Below are 26,763 nucleotides of genomic sequence, written 5' to 3'. Positions count from 1 at the left end.
GTACGCGAGAACAGAGGTGGGGATGACACGGTTCACGCGAGCCGGGGCGGTGCTGGGCGCTCTGACTCTGGTGGCGTCGCTGGCACTGACCGGGTGCGGCGACAAGCAGAAGAAGCCGGAATTCGTTGGCGGGGCGTCGTCAGACGTGAGCGCCGCACCAGACGCGTCCGGGCCCTCGGCACCGGACGCGTCGAGCACGCCGAGCGGGCCCCCGCTCGCCCTGAGCCCGGCCGACGGCACTAACAACCGGCCGGTGAGCACGGAGATCAGCGCGAAGCTCCCGGACGGCGGGAAGGTTTCCGCCGTCACCCTGACGGCCGACGGCGGGGGCGCGGTGGAGGGCAAGCTCCGCACCGACGGTTCCGCCTGGGTGCCGTCCACCCCGCTGAAGTACGGCACCCGCTACACCGCCACGGTGACCGCGAGCGGTGCCGACGGCACGAGCAGCCAGGGCACCAGCAGCTTCACCACGATGGCCAAGCCGAAGTCGACGGTGGGTTCCGGCCTGTACCTCTTCGACGACAAGAGCTACGGGGTGGCGATGCCGGTGGTCACCGAGTTCCACCCGGGGATCCCGAAGAAGGACCGGGCGGCGGTGCAGAAGCGGATGTTCGTCCGCACCGACCCGCCGCAGCCGGGGGCCTGGCACTGGGTCGACAACGGCACGCAGGCCTACTACCGGGCACCCGAGTACTGGAAGCCCGGCACCACCATCACGGTGCGGATCGCGCTGGCTGGCATACCGCTGAGCAACGGCAAGTACGGCGACGTCGACCGGAAGGCCACCGCCAAGATCGGCCGGTCCTTCGTGATGAAGGTCGACAACGCCAACAAGAAGATGGCGGTGTACGAGAACGGCGCTCTGGTGCGCACCATTCCGGTGAGCCTCGGTAAGAAGAGCACACCGTCGTCGAGCGGCACGATGGTCGTGATGGAGAAGAAGGAAGCCACGACCTTCGACACCCGCGACGATCCGGACCCGGCCAACCGCTACGTCACCGACATCGAGTTCGCCCAGCGGCTCACCTGGGGTGGCGAGTACATCCACGCCGCGCCCTGGTCCGAGCACGTGCAGGGGCGGCAGAACGTCTCGCACGGCTGCGTGAACGTGTCCATGGCGAACGCCAAGTGGCTGTTCGACAAGACGAGGATCGGTGACCCGATCACGGTCAAGGGCACCGAGCGCCGGCTCGCCGCCGGCAACGGCTGGACGGCGTGGAGCCTGAGCTGGTCGCAGTTCATCAAGGGCAGCGCGCTGCCCGTACCCAGTGGCGGGGCCGGCCCGGCGCTCTGAGCCGTCAGTCTTCTCGCGCCGGCCCTGCCGATGGCCGGGCCGGCGCGTAACCTTGCACTCCCGCGACGCGACGATGCCGCGGCGACCCCTCAGCCCCGGTACCGAGACGAGCCAGACTCACGAAACGCCGGATAGTAGCAAGATTCCGGCATGATGGTCGGCGTGTTTCGGTTCACCCTCGGCAACCGGGGCCGGCTCTGGCGCGTCAGTAGGAGACGATGGGGCAGCGACCACGACTGTGAGGGAATCATGCGAGCTAGCCAGGACCAGCTGATCAGGCCCGGTGGGCGACGCCGCGTGTTCGCGGCGGGACTCCTCGCCGTGGCGCTGGCTTTCACCTCCGCCTGCACCGACAGCGACGGCGGCAAGCCGTCCTCGTGGCACGGCGGCGATGAGAGCCCGGCGCCGAAAGCGGCGGCGACCATCAGCGAGCCGGCGGCCGATGCCAAGGACGTGCCAGCGTCCACCGGCATCACCTTCACCACGAAGGACGCCGTGAAGACCACCGTCGAGCTCAAGGACGCGGCCGGCAAGGCGGTCGAGGGCACCCTCGCCGCGGATGGCAAGACCTGGTTGCCGGCCGGCGCGCTGGCCTATGGCACGAGCTACACGGCGACCGTGACCGCCACCGGCGACGACGAGCGTCCGGCCACCGCGACCAGCACCTTCACCACCATGGCCAAGCCGGGCAATCAGGTACGGGTGAGCAGCTTCCTCGGCGACAATCAGGTGGTCGGGGTCGGAATGCCGCTGATCGTGAAGTTCAGCCGGGGCATTCCGGAGGACTACCGCGACGACGTGCAGCGCCGGATGACGGTGACCTCGACACCGGCCCAGGAGGGCATCTGGCACTGGGTCAGCCCGACCGAGATCCGGTACCGGCCGAAGGAGTTCTGGAAGGCCGACAGCAAGGTCTCCTACCGGGTGCAGGCCGGTGGCCTGCCGATGGGTGAGGGCTGGTATGGCCGCGCCGACCTCGCGGTGGACATCAAGATCGGCGCTTCGGTGGTCATGACGGTGGACAACAAGACCAAGCGGATGACGGTGACCCGCAACGGCGCCGTGGTCAAGACCATCCCGGTCAGCCTCGGCAAGAAGACCACCCCCTCGTCCAGCGGGACGATGGTGGTGATCGAGAAGCTGCGCAAGACCGTGTTCGACACGATGGAGGAGCTGGGCCCCGAGGAGGGCTACCGCACCAAGATCGACTTTGCGCAGCGACTCACCTGGGGCGGCGAGTTCATCCACGCGGCGCCCTGGTCCGAGGGTCAGCAGGGCAGCGTGAACGTCTCGCACGGTTGCGTGAACGTGTCGATGGCCAACGGCGACTGGCTGTTCAGGAACACCCAGATCGGCGACCCGATCACGGTCAAGGGCACCGAGCGCAAGCTGCAGAACGGCAACGGATGGACCGACTGGAACATGAGCTGGGACGAGTACGTCAAGGGCAGCGCCCTCCCGTACGAGCCGCCGGCCGACCCGGACACCACCCCGACCCCGGACGCTGCCGTCACGCCGACAGCCACCCCGACCGCCTGAGCACCTGACGAAAGCCCCCTCTCCGGAGGGGGCTTTCGCATGTCCGTCGCACGCCAACGTCGCCGCGGGTGCCCCGATTGGCGGGCGCCAAACGACTCAGGCCCCCTCCGGAGAGGGGGCCTGAGTCGTGAGACCAACTGGGTGACTGATGGGAATTGAACCCACGACAACCGGGACCACAACCCGGTGCTCTGCCAACTGAGCTACAGCCACCATGCCGCCGTCGCCCGGTCGATCGCCCCGGGCGGGGTGCGGACCAATAATAGCCACACCGCCGCGCACCACGTCTAGCGGGTTCCCTGCTCCCCGGTGACGGCCGCCCGGGTCAGAGCTCGGCGGCGATCGCCTTGGCGGTCTCGACGTCCGGGCCGGGCAGCGGGACGAAGACCGTCCGCCGGTAGTACTCCAATTCGCGGATGCTCTCCCGGATGTCGGCCAACGCCCGGTGTGCGAGGCCCTTCTGCGGCTGGCCGAAGTACACCCGGGGGTACCAGCGACGGCAGAGTTCCTTGATCGACGACACGTCGATCATCCGGTAGTGCAGGTGCGCGTCGAGGCGGGGCATGTCCCGGGCGATGAAGCCCCGGTCGGTGGCGATCGAGTTGCCACACAGCGGCGCCGTGCGCGGGTCCTTAACGAAGGTGCGGACGTAGTCCAGGACCAGGTCTTCCGCCTCGGCGAGGGTGACCGCCGAACGACGGACCTCTTCGGTGAGGCCGGACTTGGCGTGCATCGTCTGGACGATCTCGGGCATCCCCTCCAGTGCCGCCTCATCGGCGTGGATCACCACGTCGACCCCGTCACCCAGTACGTTGAGGTCGGGATCGGTGACCAGTGCCGCAACCTCGATCAGCTTGTCCCTGCCGAGGTCCAGCCCGGTCATCTCACAGTCGATCCATACGAGGAGATCAGCCACCGGGACAGCCTACGCGCAGCCCACACGTCGCGGCTGCGCGCTCTCAGCCGACCGGCCCGCTAGGGTTTCGGGGTGCCAGCAGAACCCGTCGCACCGCCCGCCGTCACCGACGACGATCCCGGCGGCCGTACGGTCCGCCGCCTAGTCGCGGTGGTGGCCCTCATCGCCGTGCTGCCAGCGCTCTACCTGCCGGGCCTGAACCACAAGTTCCTCGACCTCAAGATCTACATGTCGGCGGTGGACTGGTGGCGCGCCGGCCACCCGCTCTACGACTACGTCCAACCCGACCGGGTGCAGGGCGAGTTGTACTTCACCTACCCGCCATTCAGCGCGCTGCTGCTGTGGCCGTTCGGGCTGTTGAAGCTGGATGCCACTGTGACGATCTTCACGGTGCTCACCGTGCTGGCCCTGGTGCTGACCACCCGTTGGCTGGTGACACCGATCATCGCCCGACACGACCTGCCGCGAGCGTTCACCCTGATCGTCGCCGTACTGCTCGTGCTGGCGGTGGAGAGCACCCGCGAAACGATCACCTTCGGCCAGATCAACATGCTGCTGGTCGTACTCATCCTGGCCGACCTGCTGTACGCGGTGCCGCAGGCGCGGCGCTGGGCCGGGGTGGGGGTGGGGCTGGCGACGGCGCTCAAGCTCTTCCCCGGCATCTTCATCGTGTACCTGTTGGCCACCCGGCGGTGGCGGGCCGCGGCGGTGGCCAGCGTGACCGCGGCGGCGGCGACCCTGCTCGCGGCGGCGGTCGCCCCGGGCGACTCGTGGCGGTTCTGGACCCACGAACTGTGGGCCACCGATCGGGTGGGGCGCACCGACTACGTCGGCAACCAGTCGCTGTTCGGCCTGCTCAGCCGGTTCACCGCGCCGGAGAAGCCAGATCGGCTGCTCTGGCTGCTGCTGGTGGCCGTGGTCGCCGTCTACGGGCTGTGGCGGGCCTCCCGTGCGGCTCGGGCCGGTGACCTGTTGACGGGCCTGACGCTGACCGGGCTGGTCGGTTCCCTGGCGAGCCCGATCACCTGGACCCACCACATCTACTGGTTCGTGCCGGCGGTGGTGCTGCTCGCGGACGCGGCGTTGAGTGCCAACCGCCCGGACGAGGGACGCCGACGCCGGTGGTTGGCCGGGCTGGCGCTGGGCACCACCGCGCTGACCATCTACGGCATGGTGACGTTCCACGACTGGGGCACGGATCCGGTCCGCACCCACGGTCCGGTCGATTTCGTCATTCACAACGGCTACGTGCTGCTCAGTGTGCTGCTGCTGGTGGCCCTGCCGGTGCGCTCGGGCACGGTGCGCCTGGGGCCGCTGCGCTCAACGCACCCTGAGGAAAAATCGCACCAAATGGACAGATCTCCCTAGTAGCCCTCATCGGCGCTAATCTGGCCTCATCTACCTCAAGCGTCGCTCGGGTAGCACCGATCCCCCGGTGAGGGTGGCCCTCCGCGTCGGCAGCGCGGAGGGCCGCTCGCCGTTTCCTCAAACGCCACCGGCCGGGCCGTGGGCTCCGCGCCGGACGGCGGCCAGGCGAGACTCAGCGTCGCCGCCGGTGATCGGGGCAACCGGACCGGCGCGTCCAGGTCGGCGAGGGTGGCCGGCCGACCCGGCTCCGCGCCGATGGCCGACCGGGGGCGCTCCCCTACGGCCGAGCCGACCGAGGTGAGCTGTCGTACCGCCGGGAACCGCGAGGTCGACCCGGGCTCCCGGGCACCCAGGCCGCTCAGCGTGGTGACCCCGAGCCGCCCGGCGAGCACCGGCACCTGATCCGGCTCGACCACGAAGATCACCTCGCGCGGACGCAGCGGTCGCAGCAGGAGCAGGAGAGCACACACCACCAGCAGGACGCCGGTGGCCAGCAGACCCCAGGTGGCCGGGCCGGTCCACCCCGCCTGCACCTCGGCGCGCAGGTCCAGGGTCAGGTCGGCACCGCCGTCGGGGCGCATCACCACCAGGCTCATGGGCTCGCCGGCCAGGTCGTCCGCACTCCACTCCAGCGAGCCGATCCCCTGGCGTAGCCAGGACGCCCGACCCAGCGGGCTGAGCGGCACCGCGCCGGCCGGGCTCCCAGCGGGGTCGGCCGGGCCGCCGGCGGTGGGACCGGCTGGGTCCAGCCGGACCGGCAGCGGGCCTTGGGCCAACGTCACCCGGCGGACCGAGGCGTGTGGCACCGATTCCAGCCAGCGGCGCACCTCGGCGGTGGGCGCCAGCCCGAGGAAGGCCGGGCCGTCCGCGGTGCGGGCGTCCAGTCGCAGCAGGGTCTGGCCGGTACGCGTGAAGGGCGCCGCCTGCCGCAGCAACCGGTCGAGGTCGGTGACCACGACCGCGTGACCGGGCGTGCGGATCGTCTCGAAGCGGGCGGCGAAGGCCCCATCGGGGTCGGCGTGTCGGGTCACCAGCCACAACGCGCCACCGGCGAGCAGCGCCGGAATTCCCACGACCAACAGCAGCACTCCGACGATCGCCCGCACGAAACGCATTCGCACCGTCCCCTTCCGTAGCCAGATACCCGGCCGACCTTACCGACGTGGGCGCTGTGATCAGGGGATATCCCCGGCACGGTCAGATCCGACTGCGAAAAGCGCGCTGGCCCGCCGGATGGTCCGGCGGGCCAGCGGATGCGACGGGATCAGGCCTTGACGACCGGCTCTCGGCGGGACCGGGCGAACGCCAGCCCACCCAGCACCAGGCCGGCCAGACCGGCGACGAGACCGGCCACACCGAGACCGACCGCGAGCCCGTTGCCCTCGTCGTCATCGTCGTCATCGGGCGACGCCACGGCCGTGCCGGCAGCGGTGGGCGCGGCCGAACCGGCCGGTGCCGCGGCCGGGGCCAGGGTGAGCACCGGGGCCGGGTGCTCCGGCTCCTCAGCACCCGGCGTCGGCGGCTCGATCCAGCGCGAGATGTTGCCGTCCGAGTAGGTCTGCAGGATCTTGAAGATCATCGTGTCGACCTGCGGCAGCGGCCCCATCGAGACGGGGAACTCCTGGAACTGACCCGGCTTCACCGCCGCATCGCCGGTGGCCGTCCAGGTGATCTTGGAGACCGCCTCGGTGAGCTGGCTCCCGTGCACCTCGATCGGCGGGTCCACCTTGCGCTTCTCCATCGCCACCGTCCACCCGGGCACCGGCATGGTCGACACCGAACCGACCGGTGCTTCCGCCGGCAGCGTCACCTCCAGCTTGGTGGTCGAGGCGGTGTCACTCTCGTTGGGCACCCGGAACGCCAGCCGGGCGTAGCCGCCCTGGGTCGCCTCCTTCGGGTTCACCGTGACGTGAGCGGACGCCGGTCCGGCGAAGCCGAGCACAGCGGTGGCGGCGGCGGTGAACGCCAAGGCGGCAGCGGCGGTTGCGGTACGCCGGAATCGGGTCATGGCTTTCGCGGACCTCTCTAACGGATGGGCACGGTGGCGGTCACCGTGGCCTGGTCGATGTCGGTCGTGCGGACGGTGATCTTCAGTTGCCAGTCGCCAGCGGCCGGCAGGCTGATGTCGCCGTAGGCGTGGTTGTCGGTCAGCGGCAGCAACGGGACCTCGATCGGTTCGATTCCGGCCGACGGCAGCGCGGCGGTCGCCCGCCACTCGGCCACCGGCAGCGGCAGGTTGTCCTTGCCGTAGGCGTACAGGTGCACCGAGTTGTTGCCCCGCTCGGCCGGGCTCAGCTCGACCTCCAGCGAATAGAGCGGGCTGGACAGCCTGGTGCTGAATAGGCCGGCCTCGGCGGCGGACGGCCCGGCCACGGCGGTCCGGGCGGGCGTGGTCTGCACCAGCGTGGCGGACAGGCCCAGCACCACCACGGTCACGGCCAACTCCACCCAGACCGCGCGGCGGACCGGCGCCGGGCGCTGCGCCGCGACGCGCCGACGCACCAACTGCCGGGAGTACGCGGCCACAGCGATCACCAGCGCGAACAGCCCGATCTTGGCCAGCAGCAACCGCCCGTAGGTGGTGTCGAACAGCGCCTGCGGGGTGGCCACCTCGATCAACGCCTGGACGGTGCCGGCCAGCAGCAGCGCCGAGACGGCGAGCGCCGCCCAGCGGGACCAGATCGGCAGGATCGCACCCAACTCCCGCTCGTCGGCCTGACGCAGCAGGAACCCGGCGAGCATGAGCAGACCGCCCAGCCAGACCGCCATGCTGCCCAGGTGGACCGCGTCCACCACCACGGAGACCGCCGGCGCCGGGGAGGCCGCCGGGTGCCCGGCCAGCGGCCAGGTCAGCAGGGCAGCGCCGCCGAGCACGGCCAGGATGATCGCGTCAGCGCGGCCGACAGGCCGGGCCAGCAGCGGCCGGAGCAGGAAGACGGAGGCCGCCAGCAGGCCGAGTCGGACCAGGTGGGCGGCACCGAAGGCGCTTCCGAACACGCTGCCGAACCCCTCGCCGGTGACCTCGAAGAGACCACCGCCGGCCGTGTAGGGCACCTGCAACCACAGGTCGGCGAGGGTGGCGACGGCCACCAGACCGAGGCCGGTCCAGGCCAGCCGGGCCGGTCCCCGCCGGGAGAGCCGTCGTGGCCACAGCGCGGCGAGCACCAGCGCCGGCCCGACCAGCAGCACCAGGCCGAGGTAGCCGAGGAAACGGGCCACCTTCACCGCCGTGTCCACCACCGGGTTGGCGCGGCTGTCCACGCCGTCGTCGACGGGGGGCGTCGAGGGTGCGCCGACCGAGTAGGTGAACGCCCCGGACACCGGGTGGCTGTCGGCGGAGATCACCCGGAAGCTGACCAGGTAGGTGCCGCGCGCACCGCCCGGGTCCACCGGAATGGTCACCGCCGCGCCGCCGAACGACGGCTCGCCCCGGTCGGCGCGGGAGCCGTCCGGGGCGATGACCCGGATCTTGCCGGGAACCTTGCGGACCGATTCGCTGAACGTGAGGACCACCTCGGACGGCCCGCTCGACACGATCGCGGCGGCGGCCGGGCTGCTGCTCTCCAGCACCGCATGGGCGCTGGCCGGGGTGGCTGGCGCGATCAACAAGGCAACGACGGTGATCAGGAGGCCGGCGGCTGCGGCCAGCCGAGTGATCCGGCGGCGGAGGGCGACAGTCATGCCGGCCATGGTCGCCCACCCATGTGGCTTTCGGCGACCCGAGACCGGTCATCGCGCTCGTGGTCGCACGTCATGATCTGGTAGTCGATGCGTGGCGGCGGAAAGTTCCCGACGTGTCGCAGACCATCCAAGGGCCGAAGGACCCGGACGCCCCGCCGGACGCCGCGTAACCTGGCTTGTCGTGATCCCTGTCCCGCGTGACACCGGTGCCGCCGGTCCGGCGGAGCCGGCCGGTGCTGCCGCCCGGGACCCGGCAACCGAGTGGGCGCTGACCGCGCGAGACGGCGACCCGACCGCCCAGGCGGCGTTCGTCCGGCTGACCCAGGTCGAGGTCTGGCGGTTCGCCGCCGCCCTGGTCGACCCGGACAGCGCCGACGACCTGACCCAGGAAACGTACCTGCGGGCGTTTCGGGCCCTGCCCGCGTTCGAGGGTCGATCGAGCGCCCGCACCTGGCTGCTCGGCATCGCCCGGCGGGCCTGCGCGGACCACCTGCGCACGGTGATCCGCCGCCGCAGGCTCGACGAGCGCCTGGCGGCGAACGCGTACACCGACCGCCCACACCCCGACCCGGCCGGCCAGTTCGGTGCCGCGGACCTGGTCCGCAGGCTCAGCGCCGAGCGGCGTGCCGCGTTCGTGCTCACCCAACTGCTCGGCCTGTCGTACGCCGAGGCCGCCGCCGTCGAAGGTGTGCCGGTGGGCACCATCCGTTCCCGGGTCGCTCGGGCCCGTGACGAGCTGGTCGAGGCGGTCGGCGACGCCCTGACCGGCTGAGCGCGGAACTTCCGGCGGAGACGGGACGACAAATGAGCGTGACTGCACCTCCCACCCGGGTCGGCCGTTGGCCCGTCATCCGGCCCTGGCTCGGCACCGCGGCCCGGCTCGGTCTCGCCGCCGTCTGGCTCGTCGCCGGCGCGTCGAAGGTCGGCGACCTCGCCGCCTCCGGGCGGGCCGTCAACGCGTACCAGGTGCTGCCGTACGACGTGGCGACGGTGGTCGGCGCAGCCCTGCCCTTCGTCGAGCTGGCGCTGGGCGTGCTGCTGTTGCTCGGGCTGGCCACCCGGCTGGTGGCCGGGGTGTCGGCCGCGCTGCTGGTGGTCTTCATCGCGGGGATCACCTCGGCGTGGGCGCGAGGGCTGGCCATCGACTGCGGCTGCTTCGGCAGCGGCGGGCAGTTGGCCGAGGGGCAGGCCCCCAGTTACCTCCCGGAGATCCTGCGGGACCTGGGATTCTTGGTACTGGCCGGATTTCTACTGATCTGGCCGCGTACGCCGGTATCGGTGGACGGATGGTTGTCCGGCGAACCCGCTGTGGAGGACGAGGATGAGTAGTCGCAAGGGTCAGCGGGACGCCGCCCGGGTGGTCCGTGAGCAGCTCGCCCGCGAGCGGCGGCGCCGACGCACGATCTGGGTCTCCGCCGCCGCGGTCGTCGTCCTGGTCATCGCCGGTGTCGTCGGCTGGGCCGTCTGGTCCAACCAGCGCTCCGACGACTTCACCACCCCGCCCGGCGCCAACGCGGCCGGCACCGGCATCGTCACCGGTGGCGGGCCGGTCACCGTCGACGTCTACGAAGACTTCCTCTGCCCGGTCTGCAAGCAGTTCGAGGGAAGCACCGGGTCGACACTCGAACAGTTGGTGGCCGAGAACAAGGCGAAGGTGGTCTACCACCCGGTCGCGTACCTCAACCGTTTCTCCACCACCGAATACTCCACCCGTTCCTCGGCCGCTTCCGGCTGCGCCGCAGCGGGAGGCAAGTTCCGCGAGTACGCGAAAGCACTCTTCGACAAGCAGCCGCCGGAGGGCAGCGCCGGGCTCACCGACGGCGAACTGATCGACATCGGCACCGGTGTGGGCCTCGATCGGGGCTCGTTCGGCAGCTGCGTCAACGACCACACCTACCGGACGTGGACCGAACACGTCACCGACGAAGCCAGCCGGAGCAACGTCACCGGCACGCCGACCGTCATGGTCAACGGTCAGCCGCTCGCCAACCCCACCCCGGAAGCTCTCACCGCGGCCGTGGCGGCGGCCGGCAAGTGATCCGTACCCTGCTGGCCCGCGCTGGCCTGGTCGCCGCAGCCGCCTGCGTGGTCACCCTGGGCACCGCGGCGCCGGCCGCCGCGCACGGCGCGGACGCACCGGACGGCACCGACTACCGCACCCGGACCACCGCGGTCGCGCCAGCGCGGCCCGGGTTGGAGGTACGCGTCGTCGAGGCGGGCGCCCGGCTCGAGTTGAGCAACAGCACCGGCCGCACCATCGAGGTCATCGGCTACTCCGGCGAACCGTACCTGCGGGTCGGCCCGGACGGGGTCTTCGAGAACAGCCGCTCCCCCGCCACCTACCTGAACCGCACCATCTCCGGGGACACCGCGCTCCCGGCCGAGGCCGACCCGGCCGCACCGCCGTCCTGGCGGCGGGTCGCCGACGGGCCCACGGTGCGCTGGCACGACCAGCGCGCGCTGTGGCAGGAGTCGGCTCCACCCGCCGAGGTACGCGCCGCGCCGGACCGTGAGCACCGGGTCCGGGACTGGGCGGTCCCACTGCGCGACGGCGCCGACCCGGTGCTGATCAAGGGCACGCTGGACTGGGTGCCGCCGCCGGACGCGTACACCTGGTGGGCGGTGACCATCGTGGGGCTGCTCGCGATGGGCGCGCTCGGCCTGGTCGCCGCCGCCGCCCCGGCTGGCGCCCGCGCGTTGTCCGCGGTGGGCGCGTTGCTGGTCGTCGGCGGCGTGCTGGCTGTCGTGTACCCGGTGGGGCGGGAGCTGGACGCGGGCGCCCTGGGGTTGGGCGGGGTGGTGCTCGGGCTGCTGTCCGGGCAGATCTGGTCGCTGCTCACCGGCCTCGGCGCGATCGCCGCCGGGTGGTACGCGCTGGCCCGCCGCCCGGGCGCCGACTTCGCGGTGGCGCTGGCCGGGGCCTGTCTGGCGCTCTTCGCCGGCGCGGCGAACGCCGCCGTGTTCGCCAGGTCCATCGCTCCGGTGCCGTGGTCACCCGAGGTCGCCCGGGTCATGGTGGCGGCAGCGCTGATCACCGGCGCCGGCGCAACGGCCGCAGGGGTCCTCCGCCTACACGCGACCGCCAAGACCCCAACCCCAACCCGCCCCTAACCCACCCACTCCTCGCTCGGCTTAGGACTGGGGTGGGGTGAAGCCGTAGGGGAGTTCCAGGCGGTGTTGGTTTAGCAGGGGGGCGTTGCGTAGCAGGTCGAGGGTGGGGGCGTCGGCGACGATCCGGCCGCTGTCGAGGATCACCGAGCGTTCGCACAGCTCCGCCGCGTACGGCAGGTCGTGCGTGACCATCAGCAGGGTCACCGGCAGGTCACGCAGGATCTCGGCCAGCTCGCGGCGGGCCGCCGGGTCCAGATTCGACGACGGCTCGTCGAGCACCAGGATCTCCGGGTGCATGGCGAGCACGGTGGCCACCGCCACCCGGCGGCGCTGCCCGAACGAGAGGTGCTGCGGTGCCCGGTCCCGGTGCTCACCCATCCCCACCGCGGCGAGCGCCTCGTCCACCCGGGCGGCCAACTCCGCCCCGCGCAGACCCAGGTTCGCCGGCCCGAACGCCACGTCCTCCGCCACCGTGGGCAGGAACAACTGGTCGTCCGGGTCCTGGAAGACGATGCCCACCCGGCGGCGCACCTCGGCCAAGGTCGCCCGGTCCGGTGTGACCGTCAGCCCGCCGACACTCACGCTGCCCTCGGTCGGGGTGAGGATGCCGTTGAGGTGCAACACCAGTGTGGTCTTGCCGGCACCGTTGGGCCCGAGCAACGCGACCCGCTCACCGCGCGGCACGTTCAGGTCCACCCCGTGCAGGGCCACGTGCCCGTCCGGATACGCGTACCGGACGCCACGAACGTCCAGGGAGACAGCGGTCTGCACGACACCGATCATGTCAGCACGAGAGCCGTGGCGGCGATGGAGGCGGCCAACACCGGCACGGTCGCCGCGACCAGCCACTGACCGGCGCTCGCCGCACCGTCGCCCTGCCACACGGCGGGCATCCGCCCGGTGTAACCCCGCGACAGCATCGCCAGATAGACCCGCTCACCACGCTCGAAGGCACGCAGGAACAACGCCCCGACCCCGGCGGCGAAGCCGCGCAGTTGCCACAGGAAGCGCGGGTCGTCACCCCGGGAAATCCGGGCCACCCGCATCCTGCGCGCCTCGCCGACCAGCACGTCGAGGTAGCGCAGCATGAACGTGGCGATCTGGGTGAGCACCTGCGGGCAGTGCAACCGGTCCAACCCCACGATCAGGTCCCGGGTGGTGGTGGTCGCGGCGAGCAGCAGCGAGGCGAGCACGCCCAGGGTGCCCTTGGCCAGGATGTTCCACGCGCCGTGCAACCCGTCCTCGGACAGCCGCAGGCCCAACACGTCGACCCGGTCGCCGGTGCCGAGGAACGGCAGCGCGACGGCGAACAGCACGAACGGCAACTCGATCAACGCCCGGCTGAGCAACCACCGCGGCCCCACCCGTGCCAGCGCCGCCACCACCGCCACCAGCACGGCGTACGCGCCGAAAGCCCAGAACGCCGTCCGTGGGGTGGCCACCACGGCGATGGTGAAGACCACCATCGCCACGATCTTCACCTCGGGCGGGAGCCGGTGCACCGGAGATTCCGACTCGCGGTACAGCACGTGCCCGTGACCGGCACCCATTACGCGTACCCCCTGCTCAGCCGGCTGTGCCGGCGCGGGACGTCGCGGCGTCGTCCTCGGCGGGCGTCGCGCCCTCGGGGGACGTCGTCGCGTCGCCATCGGTGGGCGTGGTGCCCCTGCGGCGCAGCAGCCAGAAGCCGCCGGCGCCGATCGCGAAGGTCACCAACACTCCGAGCACCCCGGAGAGGCCGGTGGAGACGAAGCTGTTCCGCACGCCCCGCACGCCGTAGTCGGCGAGCGGGCTGTCGGCGAACTCGTGGTCCCGTGCCTGCTGGGCCGGGCAACTGCCGCCGACGATGTTGTCGTCGGCGTCGACCGTGCAGCCCTTGAGCAGGGACGAGTCCAGCCCGTCCGGGTGGGACGAGGCGTAGTTGCTCACCACACCGGCGAGCAGGAGGGCGACCAGCAGGCCACCGGCCAGGAAGGCCCACGAGCGATTCCTCATCGAACACCTCCGGCGACCGGGACAGCGGGGGCGGCGGGCGCGCGCAGTGAGCGCAGCGCGTACACCAGGTCGGGTCGCACCTTCGCGACGGTGAGCACGGTGGTCGCGGTGATCAGGCCCTCGCCGATGCCGATCAACAGGTGGACGCCGGCCATCGTGCCGGCCAGGCCGGTCAGGTTGTTGCCCAGGTCGGTGGTGCCGCCCAGCCAGTACTCCAGGACGAAGCCCTGCGACGCGACCACCACGCTGAGCATCGCGGCGACGAACGCGGTCACCGCCAGACCGGCGGGCGTGCGGGGCAGCACCCGCAGCAGCACCGCGATCAACACGTACGCCGCGGCGGTGCCGATCAGCGCCATGTTCGTGATGTTGAGGCCGAGCATCGCCACGCCGCCGTCACCGAAGATCAGTGCCTGCACGACCAGGACCACGGCCACGCAGAGCGCGCCGACCCACGGGCCGACCAGCATGGCGGCGAGCGCGCCACCAAGCAGGTGGCCGCTCACGCCGGCCGTGAAGATCGGGAAGTTGAGCATCTGGACGGCGAAGATGAACGCGGCCACCAGGCCCGCCATCGGAGCCAGCCGGTCGTCCAGGTCGCGCCGGCCACGCATAACGCAGGCGGTGAGCGCGGCAAGAGCGAGCGCGGCGAAAATCGCCGCGACGGGACCGTCGATGATCCCGTTCGAGATGTGCATCGCCAGTGTCTCCACGCGACCTCCCACACGTCAGCGGGCCCGACCGGGCCAGCGTGCGTCAGCTTATTTCCCAAGTCTCGTTGTTGCCAGACTCTGGCAACAACGCGAGGTGATGATCACCCTTCCGGCCGATGACGGGTGCGACACCCCTGGGTGTCGCCAGCGACGGCATCCGTCGGCCCAGCGGTATCGTCGGGCCATGACCGCGCCCGACCGTCTCTCCCCCGGTGACCCCGCGCCCGAGTTCACCCTCACCACCGACACCGGCGACCAGCTCACCCTCGCCGACCTGCGAGGCCGCAAGGTGGTCCTGTACGCCTACCCGGCCGCGATGACCCCCGGCTGCACCAAGCAGGCCTGCGACTTCCGCGACTCGCTCGCCTCGCTCCAGGCCGCCGGCTACGAGGTCGTCGGCATCTCCCCGGACAAGCCGGAGAAGCTGGCGAAGTTCCGCGAGCGCGACGCGATCACCTTCCCGCTGGTGTCCGACCCGGACAAGGCCGTGCTGACCGCCTACGGCGCGTACGGCGAGAAGCAGCTGTACGGCAAGACCGTGACCGGCGTGATCCGCTCGACGTTCGTGATCGACACCGACGGCAAGATCGAGCGAGCGCTCTACAACGTCAAGGCCACCGGGCACGTCGCCAAGCTCCGCCGCGACCTCGACCTGGACTGACCTGTCGTACCGGGCCGCTACGTTCCGTCAGTGGTTCGATACAAGTACACACCCGAAGCGTTGGCCGCCGCTGCCGCCGCCGCGCGCAACATCACCGAGGTGATGCGGCTGCTCGGCGTTCGAGTCAGCGGTGGCTCGCACGCGCACATCAGTCGGCAGCTCAAACGCTTCAACATCGACACGTCGCACTTCACGAGGCAGGCGCACAACAAAGGCCGCCGAGGCGAACGGCGCACCACCTCTGCACAGCTTCTGGTTGAGCTACCCGAAGGGTCGCGCCGGACGCCCGGCGTGCGATTGAAGTGGGCTCTGGCCACACTCGGCGTGCCGGACGAGTGCGAGGGTTGCGGGATCGGACCGGTCTGGCGAGGCACGTCACTCATCCTGCACGTCGACCATATCAACGGGGACTTTCTCGACAACCGGCCACCGAATCTGCGGCTCCTCTGCCCCAACTGCCACAGCCAGACCTCGACCTACGCTGGCCGGCGGAACCGGGGTCGCGATCTCAGCATTCCAACGCGAACAGCGGCCAGCGGCGGCTCGCAAGAAACAGCCGGCTCCGATCGCCGACCGGTGACGCGGGAGGAACTCGTCGACCTGTTCGGTCGGATCGACGCGCAGCAGATGACGACCCTGAAGGCGGCACGGCACCTGGGCTGTCAGCCGGCTTACCTGCACAAAGTCCGACGAAGACTGGAGCAGGAAGGCGTGCTGACAACGCGTCCGGACCGCCGCTGGCGTTCGAGGGCTCATCGCGACGCGGTGATCGCAGGGGCGTTGGCGAATCCCGATGTCGGACCGAAGCGGTTGTCGGCCATCCTCCGCAACCTGCCGGGCGGGGGATGCAGGCTGAGTCACGGCACGATCTCGACCATCCTCAAGGAGGCCGGGCTCAACACCGTAAAAGCAAGACGCTCTAGACTCAGCGCGTTGGCGGGAGTGGCGTAACGGCAGCCGCGATAGGTTTAGGTCCTATTGTCCGAAAGGGCGTGGGGGTTCGAATCCCCCCTCCCGCACAGGTCAACGAGCACCACTTGCCGGGCGGCGGTTGTCGGGCGCGTCACTGTCACGGGTCGCGGGCCTGGTCGCCGAGTCAGGATGACGGGCGTGAGTCTGCGCTTCGTCCTCGACCCCGATCTGACCCCACAGCTGCGCGCCGAGATCGTCGACCTCTGGGCGGATGTCAGCAACGCTGGCGGCGCGGTCGGGTTCGTCCCGCCGGTGACCGCCGCCGACGTCCAGGCCACCGCCGACCCGACCTTCGCCGGTATCGCCGACGGACCGGACCGGCTGCTGGTCGGATACTCCGGCGACCGGCTGGTGGCCCTGCTGATCTTCAGTGACAACCGGTTCCCGCTCAAGGCGCACTGGTGCGTGCTGAAGCGGGTGATGGTCCACCCGGACACCCAGGGCGCCGGCTACGGCTCGGCGCTGATGGCGGAGGCGGCCCGGCTCGGTAGGGAGTTCGGCCACGAGGCGCTGCACGTCACGGTGCGCGACGGGTTGGGGTTGGACAAGTTCTACGGCCGCCTCGGCTACCGGGAGATCGGCCGCCTGCCGGGCGCGTTGCGACTGGCGACCGACGACGACCGGGACGAGATCCTGATGTGGCTCGATCTGACGCCTGCCGACTGAGCGGTCAGCCTGCGCACCAACGGGCGTTCGCCGCGGCCGGGCGGGTGGCCGGTGTGTCGGTGGCCGCGGCACTCGCCCTCGCCACCTCGACCGGACGGCGGGCCGGCGTCGGCGTACCGGTGGGACGGTTGGCCGGCGGGCGACTCGTCGCGGACTGGCGCGGGGTGGCTGCGACGGCGTTGCGCGCGTACATCCGGACCGCACTGTTCTGTACCTGGCCGGGTGCCATGCGGATGCCGCTCACGGTGGCCCGGTTTCCGTACACGTCACTGACGCGGACGCTGAACGGGCCGGCCCCGGCGCCGGAGGCGATCAGCCAGTAGTTGTAGTCCTGCCGGGCGGCCGACCGCCACGGACCGCTGTCACCCTGCCGGACCTCGACGGAACGCAGTGGGTTGCCGTGGTTACCGATGCGGACGGCGAACCACCACTGTGACGCGCCCTCCTTGATACGGAAGGTGAGTGGTCCGGGCAGCGGCGGGTTGACCACCGCCCGGTAGGTCACGGTGACGAGGCCCTGTACCGGGTCGGCGATCCGGGCGAACGCCTCGCGGGACAGGTCGAGGTGCCCGGGCGCGCACTCCGGGCACTGGTCCATGATCAGCACTCGGACGGTGCCCTTCGGACCGGTCACGTCGAGAAATCCACCGCAGGCGGCGCCGGCGGAGTATTCCGTCGGGCCGAGCGCGACGTAGAGCCGGTTGGCCGGGGCGGCGGGGTTCGAGCAGTTGCCGCCGGCGCCGTTCGAGTCGTAGAAGCTCGCCTTGCCACTGTGCGTGGCGTTGCCGGTGGGCGGCGCGGCTGCGAGTGTCCGGCCGGCGGCGCAGGCCGGGGCGGAGCCGGACCGCAGGGTCAGGGTGAGCCCGAGTGCCGCCGCGAGAACGGTGACGCCGGTGGCGACCAGCCAGGGCATCGGGCTGGACGACGATGCGGGCCGGGCCTCGGGAGCATGGTCCAGGTCGATGTCGATGTCGACAGCGCTTCCGTCCGTCACGACGGCGATGCTGCCGGACCCGGGCGCGGGCGGACAAGCCGGCTAAGGCAAAGCTAAGACAGCATCGACGGACGGTGATCGGCGCGTACCGGTCGCAGGCCGAAGACGATCCCGGTCAGGGCGCGATGCTGATCGGTGCCCCCACCGCCAGTTGACCGCTGTCGAGCGGCACCAGGTGCAGTCCGAAGAGGAGTTTCTGCTTCACGTTGCGGTGGCGGCCGAGGGTGCGCAGCGGTTCCTTCGCACGTACCCCGGTCTCCTGGTCCGTTGTGGTCACCACGCAGCGATCGCATGGCCCGGCGGCGCGGAACGGCAGGTCGCCGATGCGCAGCGAACGGCCGACCCAGTCGTCCTCAGCCCAGGCCGGCGCCCCGTCGACCACCAGGTTGGGTCGGAACCGGGTCATCGGCACCGGCTCCTCCCCCGCCTCGGCCAGCCAGTCGTTGAGGACGTCGAGGGAGGCGGCGTTCGCCAGCAGCAGCGGGTAGGCGTCGGCGAAGCTGACCTGGTCGCCGGTGTCGTGTTCGCGGTCCTCGGCGGCCACGTGGCGGGTCGGCCGGGCCAGCCAGACCAGTCGGACCGGTCGGCCGAGCAGCGCGCCGAGCCAGTCGTCGGCGGCGCGACCGGCCGGCAGAGCCGGGACCGGGACCGTGCGACTACGGAAGGTACGCACCCCGACCGGTTCACCGTCGGTCGGCTCGGGCACGTCGAGGTCGGGCTGCCCGTCGGCGCGCAGCGACAGGCCCCCGGGGCGCACGCTGGCACGCAGACCGACCAGCCGCGTGGTTTCCCGCTGGGTGACGCCGACGCCGTCGGCGTCCACGACCATCCAGCGTCGGTCGCCCGCCAGGCCCCACGGCTGCACGAACGCACCGTCGTGGTCGACCCGGTGACAACCCTTGACGGGGTACGTGTGAATCGACGTCAGTCGCACCCGGTCACCATGCCACGCCGATCCCATCGCCCGGGTACCAGTGGTTGGCGGGGCTCTCCCGGTAGGCGAGGAACCGCCGGCCGGTGCGCTCGGCGTGCTCGCCGAGCACGTTGGTGCTGGTGACGTTGTCGGTGAGCAGGATCGCGCCGGGGGCGAGCTTCGACTCGACGGCGTCGAACTCGCGCTTCTCGTGGGCGCGGCTGTGGTCGCTGTCGTGCAGGAACAGGTCGACCGGGCGGTCCAGTGCGCCGATCGAGGCGATCGAGTCGTCGATCACCAGGTCGACGACGTCGGACCAGGGTGCGACCCGGGCGAGGTATCCGGCCTCGGGGTTGATGTCCAGCGAGGTGACCCGGCCGGGGTGCCCCTCCTGGGCGTTGCGCAGCAGGGCGGCGGCCAGGACGCAGGTGCCCAACCCCTTGTCGACGCCGGTCTCCACCACGTGCGCCGGTCGGGTGGCCCGGACGATCGCGTACCAGCCGATCCGGCGGGCGTAGCGGACCTGCTTGTCGGCGAGGCCGCGACGAGCGGCCGCGACGGTGGCCTGTTCGATGTGTCGCCGCAGCACCTGGTCGGACTCGATCTCGTCGAGCCAGCCGCGGATCTGCCGCACCGGCCGGTCGCAGACCACGCTGACGAACCAGGCCAGGTGGTGGCGGCTGAGCTTGGTCAGCTCGTACGTGTAGTTGTGATGTTCGCGGGAGGTGACCAGCCACCGGGCGGAGATGCCCAGCACCCTGGCGTCGTGGCGGGCTACCCGGGCGAGCCGCTTGGGGAAGGCGGCGACGGGGGCGAGTCGAGTGCGGGCGATGGCTCGGCGCAACTGCTTGGCGTCCACCGCTGCTTCATAGCAGGTTCACGCCAACGTTCGTCGGAGAAGTCTTAGGTCGGGTTGTACGTCCGGATGACCCGGACGGGGGTACATGTCTGTAACCCGGAATCAGTAGCATCGCGGCATGCAGTATCGCCAGGAGTACGCGGAGCCCGAGACCCAGTTCCTCGAGGCGCAGGAGCCATCGGAGCCAACCAAGAAGGCGCGCAAGAAGCGTCCCCGGTGGCAAAAGGTCGCTTTGATCACCTTCGTGGTCCTGGCCCTGCTCGGCGGTGGCGGGATGGTCGCCGGAGGGTTGTACTTCCGTTCGATCAACTCCGGCATCGAGCGCGTCGACGCCTTCGATGGCGTGCCAGAGGAGTCTCGACCCCAGGTCGTCGCTCAGGGTGCCATGAACATCATGATTCTCGGTAGCGATTCCCGCGATCCGGAGAACAGCTCGGGCTCCCGGACCGACACCATCATCCTGGCCCACCTTCCGAAGGACCGGCAGAGCGCCCAGCTCATCTCGATCCCTCGGGACAGCTGGGTCAACGTGCCGAAGTCGCCGCAGGGCCGGGGCGGTCGAGACGCAAAGATCAACGCGGCGTTCGCGTGGGGTGGCGTTCCGCTCATGGTGCAGACCCTGGAGAAGTTCACCGGTGTCCGCATCGACAACGTGGCGATGGTGGACTTCGCCGGCTTCAAGGAGATCGTGGACGCCCTCGGCGGCATCGACATCACCGTGGAGAAGGCCTTCACGTCGAAGCACTCGCTGAACCCGGACGGTCGGCGGGAGTTCGTCGCGGGCCGGCAGACCATGGACGGTGGCGCGGCACTGGACTACGCCCGTGAACGGTATGCGTTCGCCGAGGGCGACTTCACCCGGATCAAGCACCAGCAGCAGGTCATCAAGGCGATCCTGGACAAAGCCGCCTCCGGTGGCACGCTGGGCAGCCCCACCAAGTTGAACTCGTTCATCCGGGCCACCGCGAACGCAGTCGCAGTAGACGAGTCGATGTCCCTGCTGGACCTGGCATCGCAGCTGCGACACCTGCGCAGCGGGCAGCTCGGCTTCTACACCTGTCCCACGACGGGCACCGGTCGAATGGGCACCGAGAGCGTCGTGCTCGTCGACAAGCCGAAAGCGGAACGTGTCTTCGACGCAATTCGCCGAGACGCGGTAGAGGAGATTGCCGCCGCGACAAAGTAGCCAGCGATAATCGCCCCTTCGTCTATACCGGCGACTCTGACCTGGTCGTATCCTTCCTTCGCCCTTCGGCTCGATGTGCGACTTCAGAAGGACTAACGGGGGAAAGGTTGACCATGTCGGGTCATTCAACGGCAAGCCGATCAGACGTACCACCTCAATGGCCCGGCGAGCAGGCAGGCCCGGCCCAGCGCCCGGTCTCGCCGGCGCCGAAGAGCGCACCGACGCCTCGGCCGGGCCTGGAAACCACGGCGGTCCTGCCGTACGCCGGGTCCCGGACGTCGTCTCGGACGCGCCTGCTGCGGGCCTGGATGATGACGATTCCGATCGACGTCGCAGCGCTGCTCTTCCCACTGGCGATCTCGCAGAACTATTGGCGCGGCACGCTCGTCAACGCCGGGCTCACCATGGCCATCTTCGCAGCTGGCGGGCTCTACCAGGCCCGCCGGCACGTGAGCATCCTGGACGAACTGCCGAGCATCGTCGGACGGCTGCTGGCGTCGGCCGCGGTGGTGGCCATCATCGCCGCGGAACGCCACTCCTCGGTCGAGTACGTCGCCGGTTTCATGCGTGGCGTCGCCATCTCCGCCACTCTGGTGATCGTCGGTCGGGCGCTCAGCCGGGCACTCACCATCCTGGTACGCAAGCGTCGTTGGGTGGAGCACAACGCCATCATCATCGGCAGCGGCCCGGTCGCCCTGGAACTGGCCCGGTTGCTGCGCCGCTATCCGCAGTACGGGCTGCGCTTCGTCGGCTGTGTGGACGTGACCGCGCAGCAGGACCCCGCGGCGCTTCCCCTCCTCGGCAGCCTCGACGACCTGGAGAAGCTCATCCGGGTGCTGAAGTGCGAGGTCCTGGTCATCGCCGACCCGGACTGCCCGGAGTCGGAACTGATGGACAGTCTGCTGCGACCCGGCAGCTCGCGCTGCGACCTGTGGGAAGTGCCGCGCCTCTGGGGGTCCCGCTCGCAGGGCGGATACCCCGACCACATCGGCGCGATCCCCATCGTGAAGGTCGGTGACATCTCGCTCTCCGGTCCGCGTTGGGCGATCAAGCGGGCTTCCGACGTGGTCTTCGCCAGCCTCGCCCTGTTCCTGCTCAGCCCGTTGCTGCTGCTGTGCGCGATCGCGACCTTCATCGACGGTGGGCGGGGCATCTTCTTCCACCAGGAGCGGATCGGCCGGTTCGGGAAGCCGTTCAAAGTGGTCAAGTTCCGGTCGATGCGCCCGGTCGACGAAACCGAGTCGAAGACGAACTGGTCGATCGCGAACGACCGGCGGGTTGGCCCGATCGGTCGGTTCATGCGCCGCACCTCGCTGGACGAGCTCCCCCAACTGTGGAACATCCTGCGCGGCGACATGAGCGTGGTCGGGCCGCGCCCGGAGCGGCCGTACTTCGTGGAGAAGTTCTCGGCGGAGTACCCGAACTACGCGATGCGGCACCGGGTTCCGGTGGGCCTCACCGGGCTCGCGCAGGTCAGTGGCCTACGTGGCGACACGCCGATCTCCGACCGGGCGCGGTTCGACAACTACTACATCGAGAACTGGTCGCTCTGGCTGGACATCAAGGTCGTCCTGCGTACCATCGCGGAGGTCTTCCGCGGCGGCGGTCGCTGACCGGCGTCCCGCGCCGACAACCGCCTCAGGCCGGGCAGTTTCTTTCGCACCCCGTCGGTCTACCGATCGCGTGGGCGCTCGCCATCCGCTTCGGCTGGCCCGCCATGCCGATGTGCTGTTGAGCGATATACCTCAGAGTCATAGTTATGCCCCTGAGGTATATCGCTCACTGTCGCATCCGCCCTCACGGCGGTGACCGACGGTCACCGCCGGCCGCGCCCGCAGCCCGAGCCCCCGGGTAAGGGCTTACTCGTCTAGCGGCTGCCGTCCGCGGTCGTCTTCATGACCTCGTCGATCGCCGCGGACCAGTGTTCGGCAAAGCGATCGAGGCTGTTCTCCGCACGCACGAACGCGGTGGCATCCACGACCGCCTGCCCCCTGGACGGGAGTAGCGTCAGCGCCCGGGTGAACTCGTCAAGGTCACCGGCTGCCGCCGTCAGATCGCGGTAGCCCGGCACCTGCTCGATGAGAGTGCGGACATAGCCCACCCGTGTGGTCAGGACGGCCGTCCCGGTGGCCATCGCCTCCAGGATGGCGAGCGAGCACGCCTCGTAGTCGCTCGGCGAGAGCACACAGTCGACCGCCAGGATCCAGGTGCGCAGCTCCGACGGGGACAGCACGCCCAGGCTGGTCGCGCCATCGACGGTGCCCGCACCGGCGGTCATCAGCCGGTAGCCGGCCCGGGATGCGGCAGCGACCGCAATGTCGGTTCGCTTGCGTGCCTCGGCACGGCCGATGAACAGGGCCAGCTTCTCGTCCGGCGAGACCCCCAGTTGGCTGCGGGCGGCTTCGCGATCACCGACCACGAACGTGGTGGTGTCGATCCCGTTCGGAATCACCCGGTGAACCCGGAGGCGGTACCACTGCTCCACCTCTTCGGCGGTCGGCTGCGACACGGCCACCCGGTACGCGTTGGCGCCCGCCCAGATCTCCTTTGCGGCACCCTTGACCAGGAACTGCGTCCGCCACGGCAGCGAGTAGTCGTTCGTCCTGGTCCCCAGCCGGACGTGGTCCACCCAGCACCCGTGGTAGACGTGGATCCGGGGAGCTGACGACCGACGGCTGACCATGCCATTCGTGATGACCAGATCGTGGGCGACCGAGTCCAGATCAGCGGCGCCGACAACCTCCGCCGCACCTCCGAGCCGCCCGATCACCTCGCTGAGGGTGTGGCAGAAGCGCTCCACGCCCCCCGAGTTGCTCGTCGGATTGGGGCTGACGACCGCGACTCTCATCATCGTGCCCACCGGGTGAGGCGCCGGCCGGCGGCACGGGCCAACGGCTTGGTCCGTCGGCTGATCAGGGACAGCTGCTCGTGACCGGAGCCGCGGATCAGGCCCTCGGCGCGAAGCCACGCCCCATGCTTGCGGAGGAAATACCAGTTGTTGCGGATCACGAAGTACTCGTAACGGGCCTTCGACGCCTTCTCGATGCCACCGCCGGTACGGGAGCGGATGTACGTATAACCACGATCCGTCACCACTACCCGGTGACCCGCCCGCACCGCCGACACGAAGAAGTCCGTCTCCTCGCGGTAGTAGTTCCCGGCGTAGTACTCGTCGTACATGGTCACCTCGAAGACGGACCGCCGGAAGAGCGCGTTGGCGGGCATCCAGACGCAGTCCGCCCAGGCCGACTCGGGGAAGATGCCCGGCTGTTCGAGCTTGGGACCGCCAGGCGACCTCGGTGCCGTGGCGATGCGCTCCTCGACGTCCTCCCCCTGGCCGATGTTGAACCACGGCACGCCGACCACGTCAGCACCCGCCTCGTTGGCGACTTGGACGAGTTCGGCGATGAGATTCGGGCTGGGCACGTCGTCGTCGTCGATGATGAAGACCCACTCCGACGTCGCGGCACGGATACCCATGTTCTTGGCCTTCGGCGGACCGACGTTGCGCTCGTTGACGATGATCTGGAGGCGAGCGTCCTGGTCAGCGAGACTCTGCAGCCGGGCCACCGTGTCGTCGATACTCCCGTCGACGACGAAGACCACCTGCTTTACAAGAGGCTGCGACAGGGCCCACTGCGCGCGCGCGTAGGCAAGCTGGCTTCTGTTCCGGGTGGGTACGACCACCGACACCGTGGCCGTTCCCGCCGGGCTCACCTCGTGCCCACCTTGCGGTACGCCTTGCACTATGACCTCCACACGCCGCTCGACCAAAATCTGTTGTGTGCTGGACCTGCTTCGGGCCACTACGTCACAGACGTGGCGTTCCGGCGACCGGGACTGGCCGTGCGGGTCGTGAACCGCCCTTGCCGGCCGGTCACTGCTCTCCGCCCGAAGTGGAGCGGACGTTGTCTACACGTCGCTTGCCGGCAGCCTGACCGACGATCCCGGCGGCGATTCCCATCAGCACGGGCCACCGACTCGTCTCGGACAAGAACGGCGCGGTCATGAAGCACAGCGGTGCGATCAGGCAGAACACCCCCGCGCCCCGGACGACGACGTCGCTGCTCGGATCACGGAGACGCCCCAGAGCCGCGAGACCGGCGACCGACAGGAAGACAAAGACGAGCACCGGTGCCACTGGGCCGTAACGCAACCAGTCCTGTAGCAACTCGTTGTGCACGTACACCCGGGTGGATGCGCTGGCGGTGAGACCAGAGAGCTGTGGGGACGACGGCCCCACCCCGGTCCACAGGTTCGCCCGGACGTGATCCCACCCGACCTGCAGATCGCTGATGTGTCCGTCCGTCGAGGCCGCCTGGAGCCCGGCGCTGTCCGGTTCGGCGGGGGGCTTCGGGGCTGGGCGGGGCGCGGCGGTCGACGGTTTCGGAGCCGCGGGCTGCGCGGGGCTCGGCGACGTTTTGGGCGGACTCGGCTTGATTACCGTGGCCGGGCTGCTTGGCGCGCTGCCTGCCACCCAGGCACCGCCGGTGGCAGGGTCATCGGCGCTGCCCGTGCCGAAGCTGCCCAGACTGCGTAGGCCGACGTCTGCGGCGAGGCCCGGCGCGGCGAGCACCACCACCGCGACGACCAGCCCGGCGAAGGTCAACTGCTGGAGCACCGGCTTCCACCGTGCCCATGACAGCACGAGGACAACGACGCCGACAGCGACGGCTGCGAGCCATACGCTGCGCCGGAAGCTGAACAGAATGAGCAGCGGCCCGGCGACGGCCACCAACATGTGCCGCCAGTCCCAGCGCCATCCACGATCGCCGAGCGTTCCGAGGAACGCGGCGACCGCGATCGCGGGCAGCGCCGAGTCGTAGTAGACGAAGTAGTCGCTGAGCCGATCGTCGGCGATCTCACCCAGTCGGATGGCGACCGCGGCACCGATCAACAGGGCAGCCAGGGCGGCGCCGATCGTCACCGCGAAGCGCCTCCAGTCGTCCCGCAACACCCGCAGGCTCAGCCCGAGGACGAGGCCAAGGACGAGCAGGACGAAGGGCCGGGCGTTCTGGTTGACGGCCGAGAAGACCGACTGACCGTGAATAAGTCCGCTGACCGCGGCCAGGGCCACGAGTGCGACGGCCAGGCCGAGCAGCACTCCTCCAGTCGACCGGAGGCGGACATTCTTCGGCGGCCACCACTGGGCGGCGGCCGCGAGCGCCGCCGTTATCGCGAGCGGCAGGACGGCCGGAATCTTTCCTGACCCGAGAAACAGTTGGTAGCCGAACGTCGTCAGCATCCCGAATCGTCCGTTGGGCCCGATCTCCTGAGCGAGCACCACAACGAGGACGACGCCCACCAGCGGGAGGCGGAGAACAAGCAATGGAAGCGTCGCCGCGAAGAAGACCCCGATGGCCGACGGCACAGTCCAGAGAATGTATGCGGCAGACATGGCCGCAGCGACGAAAGAAGCCCAACCGAGTGGCCGACGGACGGTGGCGCTCAGTGGACCGACGGCCCGCAGCAGCCAATCGGAAGCGCTCGATCGATCGGCGACACCCTCGGGTCCGGCCGTGATGTCGAGTCGGTCGACGGGTTGGCGGGGCGAACTGATATCGGCGGCTCCGATGCCCGGTTCAGCCGCCGTCCCTCTGGAACCCATCGCCGCCTTCGCCATGAAAACCGTTGAGTACAACGCCGAACCGGTTGCCGTGGCAGTCACCGGACGGCCCAGCGTGGCCATCCTGAGATCGCAGCGGTTGCGCGCATTGTCATAGGGGAAAACGACGGCCTCCGGCCGTCGCGGCAAACAGTATCAGGCAACACGTCTGCCGACGCCAGGGGAAGTTTCTCCCGACGCACCGCCGGCCGGGTGTTTTCAGTAGGATGCCGACGGCTGCGCGTACGCGTCTCGTACCGCGTGCACCGCCCGGCGTCCTGACGTGTTCG

The 26,763-nt window shown here is 70.1% G+C and carries 26 protein-coding genes and 2 tRNA genes; 13 read left to right on the top strand and 15 right to left on the bottom strand.

What is annotated here, in order from left to right; genetic code table 11:
• Nucleotides 1-22: 22 nt before the first annotated feature.
• Entirely contained in the window at nt 23-1,294 is a 1,272-nt protein-coding gene (locus tag JOD64_RS20095; RefSeq protein ID WP_204943624.1) for a L,D-transpeptidase, read from the top strand.
• Between the two features lie 249 nt (nt 1,295-1,543).
• Entirely contained in the window at nt 1,544-2,833 is a 1,290-nt protein-coding gene (locus JOD64_RS20090) for a L,D-transpeptidase (RefSeq protein WP_204946159.1), read from the top strand.
• 140 nt (nt 2,834-2,973) lie between these two features.
• On the opposite strand, the gene JOD64_RS20085 is transcribed toward JOD64_RS20090, so the two are convergent.
• Nucleotides 2,974-3,046: transfer RNA gene (locus JOD64_RS20085), tRNA-His, on the bottom strand.
• 112 nt (nt 3,047-3,158) lie between these two features.
• Nucleotides 3,159-3,749 (bottom strand): oligoribonuclease, encoded by a 591-nt coding sequence (gene orn / locus JOD64_RS20080; RefSeq protein ID WP_091393455.1) that lies wholly within the window; start codon nt 3,747-3,749, stop codon nt 3,159-3,161.
• A gap of 72 nt (nt 3,750-3,821) precedes the next feature.
• Here orn and JOD64_RS20075 point away from each other — a divergent pair, with 72 nt between their 5' ends.
• Nucleotides 3,822-5,117 carry a glycosyltransferase family 87 protein gene (locus JOD64_RS20075; RefSeq protein ID WP_204943623.1) on the top strand — a complete coding sequence of 432 codons (1,296 nt, stop codon included), beginning with the start codon at nt 3,822-3,824 and terminating at the stop codon, nt 5,115-5,117.
• Between the two features lie 35 nt (nt 5,118-5,152).
• Here the strand turns inward: JOD64_RS20075 and JOD64_RS33975 are convergent, their stop codons facing one another.
• From JOD64_RS33975 to JOD64_RS20060, 3 genes are all read right to left on the bottom strand, one after another.
• On the bottom strand, nt 5,153-6,232 hold the full coding sequence (locus JOD64_RS33975) for a hypothetical protein (protein ID WP_239561412.1): 1,080 nt from the start codon (nt 6,230-6,232) through the stop codon (nt 5,153-5,155).
• A 149-nt stretch (nt 6,233-6,381) separates the two neighbouring features.
• Nucleotides 6,382-7,125, bottom strand: a complete 744-nt coding sequence (locus JOD64_RS20065) for a YcnI family copper-binding membrane protein (protein ID WP_204943622.1) — start codon at nt 7,123-7,125, stop codon at nt 6,382-6,384.
• Between the two features lie 17 nt (nt 7,126-7,142).
• Nucleotides 7,143-8,807 carry a copper resistance CopC/CopD family protein gene (locus tag JOD64_RS20060; protein WP_204943621.1) on the bottom strand — a complete coding sequence of 555 codons (1,665 nt, stop codon included), beginning with the start codon at nt 8,805-8,807 and terminating at the stop codon, nt 7,143-7,145.
• A 172-nt stretch (nt 8,808-8,979) separates the two neighbouring features.
• Between JOD64_RS20060 and JOD64_RS20055 the strand changes: the two genes are divergently transcribed.
• The 4 genes from JOD64_RS20055 to JOD64_RS20040 are packed head-to-tail and all read left to right on the top strand — an operon-like array spanning nt 8,980 to nt 11,909.
• Nucleotides 8,980-9,570 (top strand): sigma-70 family RNA polymerase sigma factor, encoded by a 591-nt coding sequence (locus JOD64_RS20055; RefSeq protein WP_204943620.1) that lies wholly within the window; start codon nt 8,980-8,982, stop codon nt 9,568-9,570.
• 32 nt (nt 9,571-9,602) lie between these two features.
• Nucleotides 9,603-10,127, top strand: coding sequence for a MauE/DoxX family redox-associated membrane protein (locus JOD64_RS20050; protein ID WP_204943619.1), 525 nt, complete (start codon nt 9,603-9,605; stop codon nt 10,125-10,127).
• On the top strand, nt 10,120-10,836 hold the full coding sequence (locus JOD64_RS20045; RefSeq protein WP_204943618.1) for a DsbA family protein: 717 nt from the start codon (nt 10,120-10,122) through the stop codon (nt 10,834-10,836). The genes JOD64_RS20050 and JOD64_RS20045 overlap by 8 nt, the downstream gene beginning before the upstream one ends.
• Complete coding sequence (locus JOD64_RS20040) at nt 10,833-11,909, top strand: hypothetical protein (RefSeq protein WP_204943617.1); 1,077 nt, start codon at nt 10,833-10,835, stop codon at nt 11,907-11,909. Before JOD64_RS20045 ends, JOD64_RS20040 begins: the two co-directional genes overlap by 4 nt.
• Nucleotides 11,910-11,930: 21 nt before the next feature.
• Here the strand turns inward: JOD64_RS20040 and JOD64_RS20035 are convergent, their stop codons facing one another.
• The 4 genes from JOD64_RS20035 to JOD64_RS20020 are packed head-to-tail and all read right to left on the bottom strand — an operon-like array spanning nt 11,931 to nt 14,617.
• On the bottom strand, nt 11,931-12,692 hold the full coding sequence (locus JOD64_RS20035) for an energy-coupling factor ABC transporter ATP-binding protein (protein ID WP_204943616.1): 762 nt from the start codon (nt 12,690-12,692) through the stop codon (nt 11,931-11,933).
• On the bottom strand, nt 12,689-13,459 hold the full coding sequence (gene cbiQ / locus JOD64_RS20030; RefSeq protein WP_204943615.1) for a cobalt ECF transporter T component CbiQ: 771 nt from the start codon (nt 13,457-13,459) through the stop codon (nt 12,689-12,691). The genes JOD64_RS20035 and cbiQ overlap by 4 nt, the downstream gene beginning before the upstream one ends.
• A gap of 16 nt (nt 13,460-13,475) precedes the next feature.
• Nucleotides 13,476-13,904 carry a PDGLE domain-containing protein gene (locus JOD64_RS20025; RefSeq protein ID WP_239559595.1) on the bottom strand — a complete coding sequence of 143 codons (429 nt, stop codon included), beginning with the start codon at nt 13,902-13,904 and terminating at the stop codon, nt 13,476-13,478.
• A complete protein-coding gene (locus JOD64_RS20020) occupies nt 13,901-14,617 on the bottom strand; it encodes an energy-coupling factor ABC transporter permease (protein WP_204943614.1) in 717 nt (238 codons plus the stop codon). Before JOD64_RS20020 ends, JOD64_RS20025 begins: the two co-directional genes overlap by 4 nt.
• Nucleotides 14,618-14,801: 184 nt before the next feature.
• Between JOD64_RS20020 and bcp the strand changes: the two genes are divergently transcribed.
• The 4 genes from bcp to JOD64_RS20000 all read left to right on the top strand — a co-directional run bounded on the left by bcp (nt 14,802) and on the right by JOD64_RS20000 (nt 16,916).
• Complete coding sequence (bcp, locus tag JOD64_RS20015) at nt 14,802-15,278, top strand: thioredoxin-dependent thiol peroxidase (protein ID WP_204943613.1); 477 nt, start codon at nt 14,802-14,804, stop codon at nt 15,276-15,278.
• A 30-nt stretch (nt 15,279-15,308) separates the two neighbouring features.
• A complete protein-coding gene (locus JOD64_RS20010; RefSeq protein WP_204943612.1) occupies nt 15,309-16,229 on the top strand; it encodes an HNH endonuclease in 921 nt (306 codons plus the stop codon).
• Nucleotides 16,215-16,297, top strand: a tRNA-Leu gene (locus JOD64_RS20005). Before JOD64_RS20010 ends, JOD64_RS20005 begins: the two co-directional genes overlap by 15 nt.
• A 91-nt stretch (nt 16,298-16,388) precedes the next feature.
• Nucleotides 16,389-16,916: a GNAT family N-acetyltransferase gene (locus JOD64_RS20000; RefSeq protein ID WP_204943611.1), complete on the top strand. Its 528-nt coding sequence runs from the start codon at nt 16,389-16,391 to the stop codon at nt 16,914-16,916.
• Between the two features lie 4 nt (nt 16,917-16,920).
• Here the strand turns inward: JOD64_RS20000 and JOD64_RS19995 are convergent, their stop codons facing one another.
• The 3 genes from JOD64_RS19995 to JOD64_RS19985 form a co-directional block, all read right to left on the bottom strand.
• Nucleotides 16,921-17,910, bottom strand: coding sequence for an expansin EXLX1 family cellulose-binding protein (locus tag JOD64_RS19995; protein ID WP_307813512.1), 990 nt, complete (start codon nt 17,908-17,910; stop codon nt 16,921-16,923).
• 115 nt (nt 17,911-18,025) lie between these two features.
• On the bottom strand, nt 18,026-18,844 hold the full coding sequence (locus JOD64_RS19990; protein WP_204943610.1) for an MOSC domain-containing protein: 819 nt from the start codon (nt 18,842-18,844) through the stop codon (nt 18,026-18,028).
• A 4-nt stretch (nt 18,845-18,848) separates the two neighbouring features.
• Nucleotides 18,849-19,682: a class I SAM-dependent methyltransferase gene (locus JOD64_RS19985; RefSeq protein WP_204943609.1), complete on the bottom strand. Its 834-nt coding sequence runs from the start codon at nt 19,680-19,682 to the stop codon at nt 18,849-18,851.
• 118 nt (nt 19,683-19,800) lie between these two features.
• Between JOD64_RS19985 and JOD64_RS19980 the strand changes: the two genes are divergently transcribed.
• Together JOD64_RS19980 and JOD64_RS19975 are read left to right on the top strand one after the other, a co-directional pair.
• Nucleotides 19,801-20,868, top strand: coding sequence for an LCP family protein (locus JOD64_RS19980; protein ID WP_204943608.1), 1,068 nt, complete (start codon nt 19,801-19,803; stop codon nt 20,866-20,868).
• Nucleotides 20,869-21,176: 308 nt separating this feature from the next.
• Entirely contained in the window at nt 21,177-22,481 is a 1,305-nt protein-coding gene (locus JOD64_RS19975) for a sugar transferase (RefSeq protein ID WP_204943607.1), read from the top strand.
• A 254-nt stretch (nt 22,482-22,735) separates the two neighbouring features.
• On the opposite strand, the gene JOD64_RS19970 is transcribed toward JOD64_RS19975, so the two are convergent.
• The 3 genes from JOD64_RS19970 to JOD64_RS19960 all read right to left on the bottom strand — a co-directional run bounded on the left by JOD64_RS19970 (nt 22,736) and on the right by JOD64_RS19960 (nt 26,266).
• A complete protein-coding gene (locus tag JOD64_RS19970) occupies nt 22,736-23,719 on the bottom strand; it encodes a glycosyltransferase family 4 protein (protein WP_204943606.1) in 984 nt (327 codons plus the stop codon).
• Nucleotides 23,716-24,585 carry a glycosyltransferase family 2 protein gene (locus JOD64_RS19965; RefSeq protein WP_204943605.1) on the bottom strand — a complete coding sequence of 290 codons (870 nt, stop codon included), beginning with the start codon at nt 24,583-24,585 and terminating at the stop codon, nt 23,716-23,718. Before JOD64_RS19965 ends, JOD64_RS19970 begins: the two co-directional genes overlap by 4 nt.
• A gap of 160 nt (nt 24,586-24,745) precedes the next feature.
• The gene (locus JOD64_RS19960) at nt 24,746-26,266 is read right to left on the bottom strand and encodes an O-antigen ligase family protein (RefSeq protein ID WP_204943604.1); all 1,521 of its coding nucleotides are present in this window, start codon (nt 26,264-26,266) and stop codon (nt 24,746-24,748) included.
• Nucleotides 26,267-26,763: the final 497 nt, after the last annotated feature.

The sequence above is a fragment of the Micromonospora luteifusca genome (genome assembly GCF_016907275.1).
Taxonomy (GTDB): Bacteria; Actinomycetota; Actinomycetes; order Mycobacteriales; family Micromonosporaceae; genus Micromonospora; species Micromonospora luteifusca.
Note: the sequence above shows the minus strand (reverse complement) of the source record. Positions and strands in the feature narration are given on the sequence as shown.

Coding starts and splice junctions, on each gene's coding strand:
- JOD64_RS20095 (WP_204943624.1), top strand. CDS start 23: ATGACACGGTTCACGCGAGCCGGGGCGGTGCTGGGCGCTCTGACTCTG.
- JOD64_RS20090 (WP_204946159.1), top strand. CDS start 1,544: ATGCGAGCTAGCCAGGACCAGCTGATCAGGCCCGGTGGGCGACGCCGC.
- JOD64_RS33975 (WP_239561412.1), bottom strand. CDS start 6,232: ATGCGTTTCGTGCGGGCGATCGTCGGAGTGCTGCTGTTGGTCGTGGGA.
- JOD64_RS20065 (WP_204943622.1), bottom strand. CDS start 7,125: ATGACCCGATTCCGGCGTACCGCAACCGCCGCTGCCGCCTTGGCGTTC.
- JOD64_RS20060 (WP_204943621.1), bottom strand. CDS start 8,807: ATGGCCGGCATGACTGTCGCCCTCCGCCGCCGGATCACTCGGCTGGCC.
- JOD64_RS20050 (WP_204943619.1), top strand. CDS start 9,603: ATGAGCGTGACTGCACCTCCCACCCGGGTCGGCCGTTGGCCCGTCATC.
- JOD64_RS20045 (WP_204943618.1), top strand. CDS start 10,120: ATGAGTAGTCGCAAGGGTCAGCGGGACGCCGCCCGGGTGGTCCGTGAG.
- JOD64_RS20035 (WP_204943616.1), bottom strand. CDS start 12,692: ATGATCGGTGTCGTGCAGACCGCTGTCTCCCTGGACGTTCGTGGCGTC.
- cbiQ (WP_204943615.1), bottom strand. CDS start 13,459: ATGGGTGCCGGTCACGGGCACGTGCTGTACCGCGAGTCGGAATCTCCG.
- JOD64_RS20025 (WP_239559595.1), bottom strand. CDS start 13,904: ATGAGGAATCGCTCGTGGGCCTTCCTGGCCGGTGGCCTGCTGGTCGCC.
- bcp (WP_204943613.1), top strand. CDS start 14,802: ATGACCGCGCCCGACCGTCTCTCCCCCGGTGACCCCGCGCCCGAGTTC.
- JOD64_RS19980 (WP_204943608.1), top strand. CDS start 19,801: ATGCAGTATCGCCAGGAGTACGCGGAGCCCGAGACCCAGTTCCTCGAG.
- JOD64_RS19975 (WP_204943607.1), top strand. CDS start 21,177: ATGATGACGATTCCGATCGACGTCGCAGCGCTGCTCTTCCCACTGGCG.
- JOD64_RS19970 (WP_204943606.1), bottom strand. CDS start 23,719: ATGATGAGAGTCGCGGTCGTCAGCCCCAATCCGACGAGCAACTCGGGG.
- JOD64_RS19960 (WP_204943604.1), bottom strand. CDS start 26,266: ATGTCTGCCGCATACATTCTCTGGACTGTGCCGTCGGCCATCGGGGTC.